Raw genomic sequence first — 13,631 nt, 5'->3', positions numbered from 1 at the left:
AAACGGGGGGTATATGTTAGCGAAAATTTTTCCATTTCTTGCCTGGTTTAAAGATTACAATCTGGCCAAGTTCAGGCTTGATGCTGTGGCCGGGTTGACTGTGGCGCTGGTTTTGATTCCGCAATCAATGGCATATGCACAACTTGCTGGTTTACCTGCTTATTATGGGCTTTATGCCTCTTTTTTGCCACCTATGGTTGCAGCATTGTTTGGTTCCAGCCGGCAGTTGGCGACTGGGCCAGTGGCCGTTGTTTCTTTGATGACTGCGGCCTCACTTGAGCCGTTGGCTACGGCCGGAAGCGAGGCATTTATTGCTTATGCTATTATCCTTGCTTTTACCGTGGGTATTTTCCAGTTTATGCTGGGCGTGCTGCGTTTGGGCCTGGTGGTTAACTTTTTGTCTCACCCTGTGGTTAATGGTTTTACCAATGCAGCTGCCATTATTATTGCCTCTTCGCAACTGTCCAAATTGTTTGGCGTGTATGTGGATAAGGCTGCCCATCATTATGAGACTATTTGGCGCGTGATTCTGGCTGCTTTTGATTATACACATTGGCCTACGCTTTTTATGGGGGCACTTGCTTTTGCCATTATGTATGGCCTTAAAAAAATTAATCCGCGTATTCCCAATGTATTGGTAGCTGTGGTGGTTACTACTTTGATTTCCTGGTTGACCGGATTTGAACATAACTATGTTGCCAATCTTAATGAGATTCACAGTCAAGAAGCTAAGGAAAATATCGCCAAGTTTAATCAGACCATAATGGCCATTGCTGACCTTGGTGAAAAAAGGGCAAACTTGAGTAATGAGTTGGATAAAGTAATTAAAGAGTATGGTAAAAATTCCATCGCGGCTATAGATATCAAGCATGATTTGCAAGTAATTGAAGTGAGAATGAATCGTCTCAAAGAGTTGGCACATAATTACCGGAGTAGACTAAGGGCTATGAAGTTTGCCGGTGTAGAAACTGAGTCTGGCATGTCCTTCTGGCCCAAAGATAATGTGCCGTCTGGCGTGGAAACCGATGGTCGTGTATGGCGGCTCAAGGTTAAAAATAAGGTCCTGCAGACAGATAAGTTGCTTATGATGGGCGGTGGTGCTGTAGTAGGCAAGATTCCAGCTGGCCTGCCAACTTTAAGCATGCCCGACTTCAATTTGTCTATTATTTTAAAATTGTTACCTTATGCTGCCATCATTTCTCTCCTGGGTTTTATGGAAGCCATTTCCATTGCCAAGGCAATGGCCGCAAAAACAGGACAAAGGCTTGACCCGAATCAGGAATTGATTGGTCAGGGTTTAGCCAATATTGTAGGTTCTATTGGTAAAAGTTATCCGATTTCAGGCTCTTTTTCCCGCTCGGCTGTAAACTTGCAGGCTGGAGCAGTAACCGGGCTTTCCAGCGTATTTACCAGTTTGGCAGTTATTATCTGTCTGCTCTTTTTCACACCTCTCCTCTATCATTTGCCCCAGGCAGTACTTGCCGCGGTAATTATGATGGCTGTTATCGGCTTGATTAACGTGTCCGGATTTATCCATGCCTGGAAGGCTCAATGGTATGATGGCGCAATCTCCATTATTTCCTTTATCTGCACGTTGGCATTTGCTCCGCATCTGGATAAAGGAATCATGGTCGGAGTTGTCCTCTCGCTGATTGTATTCTTGTATAAGAGCATGCGTCCTACAGTGGCCAGACTGGCCATGCATGAAGACCTGGCTTTAAAAAATGCCGAGGCTTATAATTTAAAAGAATGCGGACATGTGGCTGCAATTCGTTTTGACGGGCCGTTATTCTTTGCCAATGCCAGCTATCTGGAAGACAAGGTTACGGAACTTATGCAAACAAGGCCTGAGCTAAAGCATATTCTAATTGTAGCCGATGGGATCAATGACATGGATGCCTCTGGCGAGGAAGCTCTATCCCTGCTGGTAGATAGAGTGCGTAGTGCAGGATGCGGTATTTCCTTTGCTGAGTTGAAAGAAAATGTTATTGCGGTCATGAAGCGTACGCATTTATGGGAAAAGATCGGTGAAGAAAATATCTATGGTCATCTGGAAGACGCTATTGAAGATATTTACTATAAAACACATACAGATAGAACTGGTGCAAGTATTTACGAATGCCCGCTTTTATCTTATGTGCCTAAATAAGAGATCTGACTAATTGGAGTAGAATGGTGTGGATGCAGATGCGCCGTAATGAGGCACGATTATAGTCTTTGCATCCACACCTAGCTTTAACTCAATAAACTCTAAAAAGGAGTTCAGCATGTCATCTATAAGCATAACCTACGGCAACTTTGTGCATGCGGAAACTATAGCAGATAAAATTGCCCAAAAGTTAGAATATGAAATAATAGACGATAACGCACTGTTTCAGGCTGCAAGCAAGAAGTTTGATATGCCCGTTGACAAGATCCGTCGAGCGGTTTTTTGCAAGCCATCGGTATTTAACAAATTTACCCATGAAAAGGAAAGATGCGTTGCCTTTTTGAAATCTATTCTGGCTGAATACTTAGAGGTTGATAATAGGTTATATTTTGGTTGGGCCGGTCTTCTTGTTCCGAGTAAAGTTACTCATGTGCTCAAGGTCTGTCTTATTGCTGATAAGAAATATCGTATTCAGCAGGCCATGAATAATGGGTTGTCTGAAAAGGAAGCTATAAAGGAGATCAATGATTTTGATGAAGGGTGTATTAATTGGTCCGAGCATCTATTTGATAAAGACCCATGGCATTCTTCTCTATATGATATAGTCTTGCCCACAGATAAAAAAACAATTGATGAAGCTGTGCAGATAGTTACCGAGTATGTGCAGAAAGATATTCTTAAGCCTACAGATAAATCTATAAAAGCAATTCAAGATTTCAGACTGGCAGCCCAGGTAGAGGTGGCTTTGGCCTCTGAGGGACATAATGTTACTGTGGATGCTGAAGATGGCGTGGTGATCCTGACCATAGAAAAAAATGTGATCATGCTTTCCAAGCTGGAGCAGGAACTCAAGGATATTGTTTCAAAGCTTCCCGGGGTTAAAGATGTCAAGACCAAGATAGGGCCAAATTTTTACCAGACAGATATTTACAGGAAATTTGATTTTGAGAGGCCATCCAAGGTTCTTTTGGTTGATGATGAGCGTGAATTTGTCCAGACATTGTCTGAGCGTTTGCTTATGCGTGATATGGGGTCCGCTGTTGTTTATGACGGTGAACAGGCTTTGAAATTTGTACAATCTGAAGAACCAGAGGTTATTGTTCTTGATTTGAAGATGCCCGGCATAAATGGTATAGAGGTCTTAAGGCGGATTAAAAAGACTCATCCCAATATTGAAGTTATTATTCTTACTGGGCACGGTTCAGAAAAGGATCGCCAGACTTGTATGGAACTGGGTGCTTTTGCATATTTACAAAAGCCAGTGGATATAGAACTTTTAACCGAAACAATGAAGAAAGCGTATGCAAAGATTAAGGAGCGCAAGGCATAGGGCGTAGTTGGTATGCAGCCGGCTAGTTTTCGTGGTGACAAGTAAATGTTCTGGGACTTATTTAGGCCAGTCTTTTGGGATGCTACCGACCAGGATGGGGTAGGTAAGACACTGTTTAACTATCGCCGCATGTGGCTGATAGTGGTGGTGAGTATCGCCGGGGTGTCTATTCTGCCCCTCTTGATAATGACCTTCATGAATTTAAACCTTTATGAAAAAGGAATGAGGGCCGAGGTAACCTACCCCCTGGTGCGACTTGTTTCCAATACACGACGAAGCCTGACTTATTTTTTGGAAGAAAGAACGTCTGCCTTAACTTTTATTGTTCGGAACAATGACTTTAGTGAATTAAAAAATCAGGATCGACTGGCCAGAATTTTTTTGGACTTAAAAGAAACGTTTGGTGGCTTTGTGGACCTGGGTATAATAGATTCAAACGGAACTCAGAAGTCATATGTTGGGCCTTATGAGCTTAAAGGGCGCAATTATAAAGAGCAGGATTGGTTTAAAGAAGTTATTGTTCGTGGTATTTATATCAGCGACGTATTCAAAGGATTTCGACATATTCCCCACTTTGTCATAGCGGTAAAACATCTTTTGCCTGATGGTGACTTTTTTGTCTTGAGGGCTACCATTGACACAGAACGGTTTGCCAAACTAGTTTCTTCTATAGATTTGCGTCCTGAGAGTGATGCTTTCATTATCAATCATCAAGGGATATTACAAACCAGTTCGAGATATTATGGTGATGTGCTTTCAAAAATAGAGCTGCCTCTACCTGATTGTCCCGAGCGAACTGAAATTTGTGAAGTTCAGGATAATAGCGGTCAGAAATTCATCGTGGGATGTGCATATATTGCCCACTCACCTTTCATTTTAGTGCTTGTTCAAAAGCCTATTGTCCTCTTGCAAAGCTGGTGGAAGTTAAAAAGAGAGATGTTGGCTCTTTTGATATCAAGCATTGTTATTATTCTTGTGGTTATTTTGGGAGCGGCAACAATGCTTATCAGTCGTATTTATATAGCCGACATGAACAGGCTGGCTACCTTGCACAATGCTGAACATGCCAATAAGATGGCGTCCATTGGGCGTTTGGCCGCAGGTGTGGCCCATGAGATAAATAATCCACTGGCCATTATAAATGAACGGGCAGGTCTTATTAAAGATTTATTTACATATACTGATAAATATGCCCAAGATGAAAGGTTATTAAAATTAGTCGATTCTATTATCGCTCAGGTAGATAGATGCAGAACTATTACCCATCGCTTACTAGGTTTTGCCAGGCATATTGATGTTCAGAAAGAAGAAATAGATTTACCTAAGCTTGTTCATGAGGTATTGGGTTTTTTGGAAAAAGAGGCAGAGTATCGGGATATTCAGATTGATGTCCAGGTAGATGAAGATTTTCCAACCATAATAAGTGATCGGGGCCAACTTCAACAGATTTTTTTGAATATCATTAACAATGCCTTCGCAGCTGTGGACGATGGTGGACACATTCAGATTGAAATGAAGAAATTGGATGAAAACAGGGTGCGTATTTCGATAGCTGATGATGGTTGTGGTATTCCGCCGGAAAATTTAAAGAGGATCTTCGAACCATTTTTTTCCACCAAGAAAAAGAAAGGAGGGACAGGCCTTGGCCTGTCTATAACTTATGGGTTAGTCAAAAAGCTTGGCGGAGAAATTGAGGTACAAAGTCAGGTGGGCAAAGGGAGTAAATTCACCATAATCCTGCCTGTTGGTCGAGCTTAGGATTTTAATGCTTAGGGGGTGGTTAAAGTTTTGCGTATTTTACTAGTAGATGATGAAAAGGATCTAGTTTCAACCCTGGCCGAAAGACTATCTTTTAGGGGGATAGAAGCAGATTGGGCTACAAATGCACAGGATGCTCTCAAGCTAGTTCGGGAGAATGATTACGATCTGGCAGTGCTAGATGTAAAAATGCCCAAGGTAGGCGGATTTGATCTTATGGAAATGATTAAAAAGATTAAGCCAGAGATGAAATTCAGTTTTTTGACCGGTCATGGTTCGGAAGATGCGTTTAAAAAAGGTTGTTCCAAGGGAGCCTGTTTTTACTTAGTTAAGCCGGTGCAGCTTGATGAGTTTATTTCTAAATTGAAAGAAATTGTCGAAGAATAGAATTTTTTGAATCTGAGGTTGTTATGGATGAAATTAATTGGTCAATTCTAGAGGGGCAGGGACTAAAGTTTTTTGGTCGGGTCGGCGCTAGTATCTCCCATGAGATAAAAAACTGTTTGGCTATCATAAATGAGCAAAATGGATTGCTTGAGGATTTTCTTTATCTTGCACAGCAAGGGCAGCATTTAGATATAGAGAGGATAAAAGGTATTGTAGCTTCAATTGCCCGTCAGGTTGAGCGGGCAAATACCATTGCCCGGCGATTGAACAAATTTGCTCATTCTGTAGATGAAACCTGGGTCCAGGTTGATTTGAGAGAAATAGTTACTTTGGTTGTTGATTTGGCTCAGCGTATGGCCGCGGTTAAAGGCTTTCAGCTTATAGCTTCAAACTTAGAGCCGGTTAATGTTTCGACCCAGCCTTTTATACTTATGGACCTTATATTCTCTTGTATTGATCAAATTATGGAAGGCAGGGGAAAGGGGTTACAAATCTCTTTAAGTTGTGTTAAACAAAAAAAACAGCCAACAGTAATTATTTCTGAGCCTGTGGAAGTAAATGAGTTTTTAAAAGTCTTGGCCTCGACCATAGAAGCGCATATTTCAGTTGAGCAACAAACTAAAATTTCAATTAATAAAATTAGCTAGGAGATTTAGTTATGAGCCATGAAAAAGTTTTATTAGTTGATGACGAACAGGAATTTTTATCAGCTTTATCAGAGAGGATGAAAAATAGGGGGCTAGAGGTAGCCACGGCTACTTCAGGTAAAGAGGCATTGGAGAAGATCGGGCAGGAGAGCTATGATGCCGTAATTCTGGATATGCTTATGCCAGATATGGACGGCTTGGAAACATTGAAAAGCATCAAAGCTACTAATCCTGAACTGCAAATTATCCTTTTAACCGGGCATGCCACTGTGAAAAGCGGGATTGAGGCCATGAAGCTGGGGGCTTTAGACTTTATCGAAAAACCTGCAGATATTAAAGAGTTGATGGAGAAAATCAAGGAAGCCAAGTCCAAAAAAATGCTTTTGATTGAAAAAAAGAATACAGAGAAACTGAAAGAAATACTTATGGAAAAAGGTTGGTAACTGAATTAAGGTCCTTAACGAGTTATAAATCAAAATCTTCGTAAACTTACAACTAGTGTCTAATTTATTTTCATTAGAATAAATTTTGCCCCTAAAACGCAATGTTATCAAAAAATTTTAAAAACCTCCAATTAACAAGAGCTATTATGTGCCTGATTTATAAGGATTTGTTTAATAAATTAGACCGTTAGAACAATATTTCCACCGACCGGACTACTTTTCGGCCCATTTGAGACAGATAGAAATTGTGGGGCAGAAGCGTTTATTTGATTTGGTACTTAAACATTTCAAAGAAGGTTATATCCAAAAGAAATATTTAGAAATTAGGACGAGCGGGGTTTAGAGTACATTAGCCCTATTATTAAATTAAGTCCCTGTATTCATAAAGATTTTATCTTAAAACTGCCAGGAACAGCCCTAGTCTTTTCCCTATTTGCTGAAGAAAAGATTTTGTTTCGTCTAAGAAATATAGAGTCTTTTCTCCGGTGATTTATCACTCCTGCATATGATAGTCTTCCAGCCCTTTTTGTTCCTGGCTAGTAATATCTAGCCATATCTACTCTTTGACGAGAAGCTCAAAGACTTACCTTAATATTTTCTTCCTTCAAAACTAATCCAATAAATTTTAAGATAAGAAGAAAGCAAATGTTTATATTGATTGTACAAGATATCTATATTTTTTCTTCACTTCATTGTCTTTTATCAAAAAGAGTTATTCCAAAAGTAAAACCAATTAGATAAATGTACTACAAATCCCTTGTATAAAAAGAATCTCGTTTAAATTTTATAAAAATATTGACACTAAAGTTGTATATGGGTTATAGTGTATTTAAAATAGAATCTTATAACACCATATAAACAAAATTGTTAAATACTAAGAGGTGTTTATTTTGTAGGGAAATTTTTTTTTATGAAGTATGAAATTAATGGTTGAATCAGGGTGTTTGTTAATTTGTTTCGATCGTGTTGCCTTAGACTGAGAATAATGGTATAAGTGTATTGTTAAATTAGTCACAATTAAAGTTGAACTCACAGTGGTGTGTGTTAGGGTAAATGTGCCAAATTTCACATTTGTGTAGGGGGATTGGTTGGAGATTTTTATAAAAAAGTTGACACTAAAGTGAATAAAGTCTCTGCTACATTAAAAATAGAATTCCCTTGGACTAACTTGCATCAAATAAAAGCTACTCATTTTTTGGGAGGAGGATTTTTTTAGAAAAATTATTGTAAAATCAAAATGTTAAAGCATCCAGTTTCATTTCGTCTTTTGAGGAGAGGGGGTGGCATCGTGTTTGGTGTAAAATTTTTGATAAAAAAATCACAAAAGTTGGTCTTGGGGGCTTGAAAGTTTTGAGCAATGACTGTATCAAGTTCACAAATTCACAAGCCGTAAAGGTGTTAAAGCTTAGAAATTAAAAATTAAGGAGGTTTTGTTATGTCAAAACTCGTTCCCCCTCATGGTGGAAAAGGCTTGGTAATTCGTTTGCTTGAAGGAGCCGAGAGAGAAGAAGAATTGAAAAAGGCTCAGGGTTTAAAGCAGGTTCCTATCACCAGTCGTGAAAGAGGCGACTTAATTATGATTGGTACTGGTGGCTTTAGTCCTCTGGATGGTTTTATGACCAGGGCCGACTGGAAAGGAGTTTGCGAAAATTTTCTTTTAGCCGATGGTACATTTTGGCCTGTCCCTGTAACTATGTCCGTGACCAAAGAAGATGCTGCGGAGATTAAGGAAGGTGATGAAATTGCCCTGTACGATCCAAAAGGCGATGAAATCATGGCCACAATGAAGGTTACCGAAAAGTGGGAAAAGACAGAAGAAGACAAAAAGTGGGAATGTGAGCTAGTTTACAAGGGACAAGGTGAAGATAGTGCAGATGATAAATTCTGGAAAGTAGCTTTAGAAGATCATCCTGGTGTGAAAATGGTTATGGCCGAGAAGGAAGTCTGCCTTGCCGGCCCTGTGAAGGTACTCAGCGAGGGCGAGTTCCCAACCAAGTATAAAGGCATTTACATGCGGCCTGCCGAGGCCAGAGCTGAATTTGAAAAACGCGGATGGAAAACCGTCGGTGCATTGCAACTCAGGAACCCAATGCACAGATCTCATGAATTTTTGGCCAAGATCGCTATTGAGGTTCTTGACGGTGTATTTATCCATTCCTTGATTGGTAGCTTAAAGCCTGGTGATATTCCTGCTGAAGTCCGTGTTAAATGTATTGACACATTGATTGAGCACTACTTTGTAAAAGAAAATGTCGTCCAGGGCGGTTATCCTCTGGATATGCGTTATGCTGGTCCTCGGGAAGCACTGTTGCATGCTACATTCCGCCAGAATTACGGTGTTTCTCACATGATCATTGGTCGAGACCATGCTGGTGTTGGCGATTTTTACGGTTTGTTTGAAGCTCAAGAAATTTTTGATCGCATCCCATACGCTGATGAATCCTGTCCTGAGCCTGGCAAGGCCCTAATTTGTCAGCCCTTAAAAATTGACTGGACCTTCTACTGTTACAAGTGTGATGGCATGGCTTCTCTTAGAACCTGTCCACACAGCAAGGAAGACCGTGTTATCCTGAGTGGTACCAAGTTACGGAAGGCACTTTCAGAAGGTCAGCCTATTCCTGATCACTTTGGTCGTGAAGAAGTTCTGGCTATCTTGCGTGAATACTATGAAAATCTGACAGAGAAGGTTGAGATTAAAATGCAGAAAGCAGCCTCTGGCGACGCAATGTAGTTTTTTTTGGCGGCCAAGAGCTTACTCTTTTGGCCCGAGTTTGTTTTGAGATAAAATTCACTTTCTCCTTGACAAGCGAAAGAGCATCTTGTTAATGTTTTCACAAGCAAGCTATTTTGATGAGCAAGGGAGTCCCCTTTGCCGTTTTTAGTATTTAAGTGGCTTGGTTTGTGGTTTAGTTAATCTAAAAACCTTATTAATTTAGGAGGAACATTATGCCAACCTTTGTTAATCCAGCCAAGTGTGACGGCTGTAAGGGTGGAGAAAAGACTGCATGTATGTACATCTGCCCTAACGACCTGATGATCCTCGATCCTGAGGAAATGAAGGCTTACAACCAGGAGCCAGATGCATGCTGGGAATGTTATTCTTGTGTAAAGATTTGTCCTCAGGGCGCTATTGAGGCTCGTCCTTATGCTGACTTCGCACCTATGGGCGGAACCAGTATTCCTATGCGTAGTGCTTCAGATATTATGTGGACCATTCAGTTCCGCAATGGCAACATCAAACGCTTCAAATTCCCCATCAGGACTACTGATGAAGGTTCAATCAAGCCTTATGAAGGCAAGCCAGAACCAGGTGACCTGGAGAATGAACTGCTGTTCACTGAGACTGAATTAAAGACACCTAAGGAAGTATTGGGTAAAAAGTTTGAAGTGAAAAATCCTGACCTTGTAGAAACCTGGGTTGATCCTACCAAACAATAAAATAGGTAGTTCTAAGCATTAACTGTAAAAACAAAATTTAAGGAGGATATTATGCCCCGTATTCCTGCTAAGGCTGAGCCTTTAGGGTTGCCTTTGGCTGAACCCGAAATAGTAGAAATGGATACCGATATCTTGATTGTCGGTGGTGGTATGGGCGCCTGTGGTGCTGCCTTTGAGGCCAAGAGATGGGCAGACAAGTATGGTGTTAAGATTCTCTTGGTCGATAAGGCTTCCTTGGAGCGTTCTGGTGCTGTTGCTCAAGGGCTTTCTGCTATTAATACTTATCTTGGTGAAAATGATCCTGATGATTATGTACGCATGGTCCGTACAGACCTGATGGGCCTGGTTCGTGAAGACTTGATTTTCGATCTTGGCCGTCACGTTGATGATTCTGTTCATCTTTTCGAGGAATGGGGTCTGCCATTGTGGGTACAAACCGAGGACGGCAAACGTTTGGATGGTGCTCAGGCCAAGAAAAAAGGTCTCCAGGTTCGCAATGGGGCTAAGCCAGTACGCTCTGGACGCTGGCAGATCATGATCAATGGTGAGTCTTACAAGTGCATCGTTGCTGAAGCTGCTAAGAACGCTCTTGGTGAAGAAAACTACATGGAGCGTATTTTTGTTGTTAAACTTCTCCTGGACGCCAACGAGCCTAATCGTATCGCAGGTGCTGTTGGTTTCTCTACTCGCGAAAATAAAGTTTATGTCTTCCGTTGCAATGCCTTGCTGTGTGCCTGCGGTGGTGCAGTTAATGTTTACCGCCCAAGGTCAACCGGTGAAGGTATGGGTCGTGCATGGTATCCTGTTTGGAACGCTGGTTCTACATATACCATGTGTGCTCAGGTTGGCGCCGAAATGACAATGATGGAAAACAGGTTCGTACCTGCTCGTTTTAAAGATGGTTACGGTCCTGTTGGTGCATGGTTCTTGCTCTTCAAAGCTAAAGCTACCAATGCCAAGGGCGAAGACTACTGCGTAACCAACCGCGACATGCTCAAGTCCTATGAAGAAAAAGGTTATGCTAAAGGTCAGATTATTCCTACCTGTTTGCGTAACCACATGATGCTCAAGGAAATGAAAGAAGGTCGCGGACCTATCTTCATGGATACTGCCACTGCTCTGCAGACTACCTTCAAAGAACTCAGCAAGAAAGAGCAGAAGCATCTTGAAGCTGAAGCTTGGGAAGACTTCCTTGACATGTGTGTTGGTCAAGCCAACTTGTGGGCATGTATGAACATCGAGCCTGAAAAGGTTGGTTCCGAAATCATGCCTACAGAGCCTTATCTCCTGGGTTCACATTCCGGTTGCTGCGGTATCTGGGTTTCTGGTCCAGACGAAGACTGGGTACCTGAAGAGTACAAGATCAAAGCTGATAACGGCAAGGTTTACAACCGCATGACAACAGTTAACGGTCTGTTCACCTGTGCTGACGGTGTTGGTGCTTCCGGGCATAAGTTCTCTTCTGGTTCTCATGCTGAAGGTCGTATAGTTGGTAAGCAAATGGTTCGCTGGGTTGTTGACCATAAGGACTTCAAGCCAACCTTGAAGGAATCCCCTGAAGAGTTGGCCAAGATGGTTTACAAACCTTGGTACACCTATCAAGAGAACAAGGACATCACCACTGCTCCTGATATTAACCCCAAATATATTACTCCACGTAACTTCATGATGCGTCTCATCAAGGCCACTGACGAGTACGGTGGTGGTGTTGCAACTTACTATAACACTTCTCAGACCTTGCTTGAGCATTGTGAAAAATTATTAGATATGCTTGAGGAAGATTCTGCCAAACTCTGCGCTCGTGACTTGCACGAACTGCTCAGGGCTTGGGAAAACTACCATCGCTTATGGACTGTTCGCTTGCACGTACTGCATATTAAGTTCCGTAAGGAAACAAGGTATCCTGGCTTCTACTATCGCACTGACTACCTCGAACTCAATGATGAAGAATGGAAATGTTTCACTAACTCACAATTCAATCCTGAGACAGGCGAGACCAAGTTCTTTAAGAAACCATATATTCAGATTATTCCTGATCCAATGCATCCGTAAGGTTACATTACAGGCTGCGGGCCATAGGCCCGCAGCCATTTTTATTATAAATGGTCTAAGCCTGAGCTTTATTTTTTTTAGTGGGTAAGGTATGAAAAATTACTGCTAAACAAAGGAGTTTGGGCTAAGGCCATTTTGTACCTAATATTTAGGCAATAAATAGGGAGGATTAACATGTCTAATAGTAGCAGTATACTTGTTATAGGTGGCGGCTTTAGTGGGATTACAGCCGCGCTTGAGGCTGCAGAAGTAGGTTACGAGGTATTTATTGTTGAAAAACAACCGTATCTTGGGGGAAGAGTTGCACAATTAAAGCACTATTTTCCAAAATTGTGTCCTCCCACTTGTGGGCTCGAGATTAACTTTCAAAGGATCAAGAAAAATCCCAAGGTCAAATTTTTTACTTTAGCTGAGGTGACTTCAATCAAAGGTCAGCCCGGAGACTTTGAAGTTACCATTAAGCTCAAACCCAGGTATGTGAACAATAATTGCACAGCTTGCGATAAATGCGTGGAAGCCTGTCCTGTTGAAAGAGATTGTGACTTTGATCTTGGTCTTGGCAAGAGCAAGGCTATTTATAGGCCGCACATGATGTCCATGCCCATGCGTTATGTAATTGACGATAAAGTTTGCACCGGAAGCTCTTGTGCCAAATGTGTCAGTGCTTGTGAGTATAATGCCATTGATCTTGAAGAGAAGGAAAAAGAAATTACCCTAAATGTAGGGTCAATTATCTGCGCCACTGGCTGGGTACCATACGATGTGACCAAGCTTGATAATTTGGGTGCCGGCCAAATTAAAAATGCCATTACCAATATGCAGATGGAGCGACTGGCCGCCCCTAACGGCCCTACACAGGGAAAGATTTTAAGGCCATCTGATGGAAAGGAACCTCAGAGGATAGCCTTTGTACAATGTGCAGGATCAAGGGATCAGAACCACCTCAATTATTGTTCATATATTTGTTGCATGGCCTCCTTAAAACAATGTACATACATTCGAGAACAATACCCAGATGCAGAAATTGTTATCTATTATATCGACCTCAGAGCTCCAGGCCGCTATGAAAAGTTTTTAAAGAAGATACAAGAAGACGATAAAATTAAAATGGTTAAAGGTAAGGTGGCGAAATTAGAAGAAGATGCAAGCGGAGATGTTATCGTTACGGCTGAAGATATTTTGGCAGGGCTGAAACAAGAAGAGAAATACGATATGGTAGTATTGGCAACGGGAATGCAACCCTCCATTGCAGTTGAGGGGCTGTCCATAGACGTGACTAAAGATGATCAAGGGTTCATCATTGGCGGGGATGAAAATGGTATTTTTGCCGCTGGTTGCGCTAAAATGCCATTGGATGTTGTGACATCCGCTGAAACTGCCACTGGTGCGGCCTTAAAAGCTATTCAAACTTTGGTGAGGAGGTAAGA

Annotated in this window: 10 protein-coding genes; all 10 read left to right on the top strand. The window is 41.5% G+C overall.

The genetic code is table 11. From position 1 onward, the window contains the following. The first annotated feature begins 13 nt into the window (after positions 1–13). The 10 genes from KFV02_RS02375 (at position 14) to KFV02_RS02330 (ending at position 13,629) form a co-directional block, all read left to right on the top strand. Positions 14–2,149, top strand: coding sequence for a SulP family inorganic anion transporter (locus KFV02_RS02375; RefSeq protein WP_252379936.1), 2,136 nt, complete (start codon positions 14–16; stop codon positions 2,147–2,149). Between the two features lie 118 nt (positions 2,150–2,267). Further along, complete coding sequence (locus KFV02_RS02370; protein ID WP_252379935.1) at positions 2,268–3,479, top strand: response regulator; 1,212 nt, start codon at positions 2,268–2,270, stop codon at positions 3,477–3,479. A 45-nt stretch (positions 3,480–3,524) separates the two neighbouring features. Continuing rightward, positions 3,525–5,237 carry a sensor histidine kinase gene (locus KFV02_RS02365; protein ID WP_252379934.1) on the top strand — a complete coding sequence of 571 codons (1,713 nt, stop codon included), beginning with the start codon at positions 3,525–3,527 and terminating at the stop codon, positions 5,235–5,237. Between the two features lie 30 nt (positions 5,238–5,267). Beyond that, positions 5,268–5,624 (top strand): response regulator, encoded by a 357-nt coding sequence (locus KFV02_RS02360; RefSeq protein ID WP_252379933.1) that lies wholly within the window; start codon positions 5,268–5,270, stop codon positions 5,622–5,624. Between the two features lie 23 nt (positions 5,625–5,647). After that, entirely contained in the window at positions 5,648–6,271 is a 624-nt protein-coding gene (locus KFV02_RS02355) for a sensor histidine kinase (RefSeq protein WP_252379932.1), read from the top strand. Between the two features lie 11 nt (positions 6,272–6,282). Continuing rightward, a complete protein-coding gene (locus KFV02_RS02350) occupies positions 6,283–6,714 on the top strand; it encodes a response regulator (RefSeq protein ID WP_252379931.1) in 432 nt (143 codons plus the stop codon). Positions 6,715–8,149: 1,435 nt separating this feature from the next. Beyond that, entirely contained in the window at positions 8,150–9,445 is a 1,296-nt protein-coding gene (gene sat, locus KFV02_RS02345; RefSeq protein ID WP_252379930.1) for a sulfate adenylyltransferase, read from the top strand. Between the two features lie 215 nt (positions 9,446–9,660). Beyond that, positions 9,661–10,152 (top strand): adenylyl-sulfate reductase subunit beta, encoded by a 492-nt coding sequence (gene aprB / locus KFV02_RS02340; RefSeq protein ID WP_252379929.1) that lies wholly within the window; start codon positions 9,661–9,663, stop codon positions 10,150–10,152. Between the two features lie 51 nt (positions 10,153–10,203). Then, complete coding sequence (aprA, locus tag KFV02_RS02335) at positions 10,204–12,204, top strand: adenylyl-sulfate reductase subunit alpha (RefSeq protein WP_252379928.1); 2,001 nt, start codon at positions 10,204–10,206, stop codon at positions 12,202–12,204. A gap of 174 nt (positions 12,205–12,378) precedes the next feature. After that, the gene (locus KFV02_RS02330; protein ID WP_252379927.1) at positions 12,379–13,629 is read left to right on the top strand and encodes a CoB--CoM heterodisulfide reductase iron-sulfur subunit A family protein; all 1,251 of its coding nucleotides are present in this window, start codon (positions 12,379–12,381) and stop codon (positions 13,627–13,629) included. Positions 13,630–13,631 lie beyond the last annotated feature (2 nt).

This window comes from Desulfovulcanus ferrireducens (assembly GCF_018704065.1).
GTDB lineage: Bacteria > Desulfobacterota > Desulfovibrionia > Desulfovibrionales > Desulfonatronovibrionaceae > Desulfovulcanus > Desulfovulcanus ferrireducens.
The sequence above is the reverse complement of the archived record's forward strand: the minus strand, read 5'-3'. Positions and strand labels throughout refer to the sequence as shown.

Coding starts and splice junctions, on each gene's coding strand:
- KFV02_RS02375 (WP_252379936.1), top strand. CDS start 14: ATGTTAGCGAAAATTTTTCCATTTCTTGCCTGGTTTAAAGATTACAAT.
- KFV02_RS02370 (WP_252379935.1), top strand. CDS start 2,268: ATGTCATCTATAAGCATAACCTACGGCAACTTTGTGCATGCGGAAACT.
- KFV02_RS02365 (WP_252379934.1), top strand. CDS start 3,525: ATGTTCTGGGACTTATTTAGGCCAGTCTTTTGGGATGCTACCGACCAG.
- KFV02_RS02355 (WP_252379932.1), top strand. CDS start 5,648: ATGGATGAAATTAATTGGTCAATTCTAGAGGGGCAGGGACTAAAGTTT.
- KFV02_RS02350 (WP_252379931.1), top strand. CDS start 6,283: ATGAGCCATGAAAAAGTTTTATTAGTTGATGACGAACAGGAATTTTTA.
- sat (WP_252379930.1), top strand. CDS start 8,150: ATGTCAAAACTCGTTCCCCCTCATGGTGGAAAAGGCTTGGTAATTCGT.
- aprB (WP_252379929.1), top strand. CDS start 9,661: ATGCCAACCTTTGTTAATCCAGCCAAGTGTGACGGCTGTAAGGGTGGA.
- aprA (WP_252379928.1), top strand. CDS start 10,204: ATGCCCCGTATTCCTGCTAAGGCTGAGCCTTTAGGGTTGCCTTTGGCT.
- KFV02_RS02330 (WP_252379927.1), top strand. CDS start 12,379: ATGTCTAATAGTAGCAGTATACTTGTTATAGGTGGCGGCTTTAGTGGG.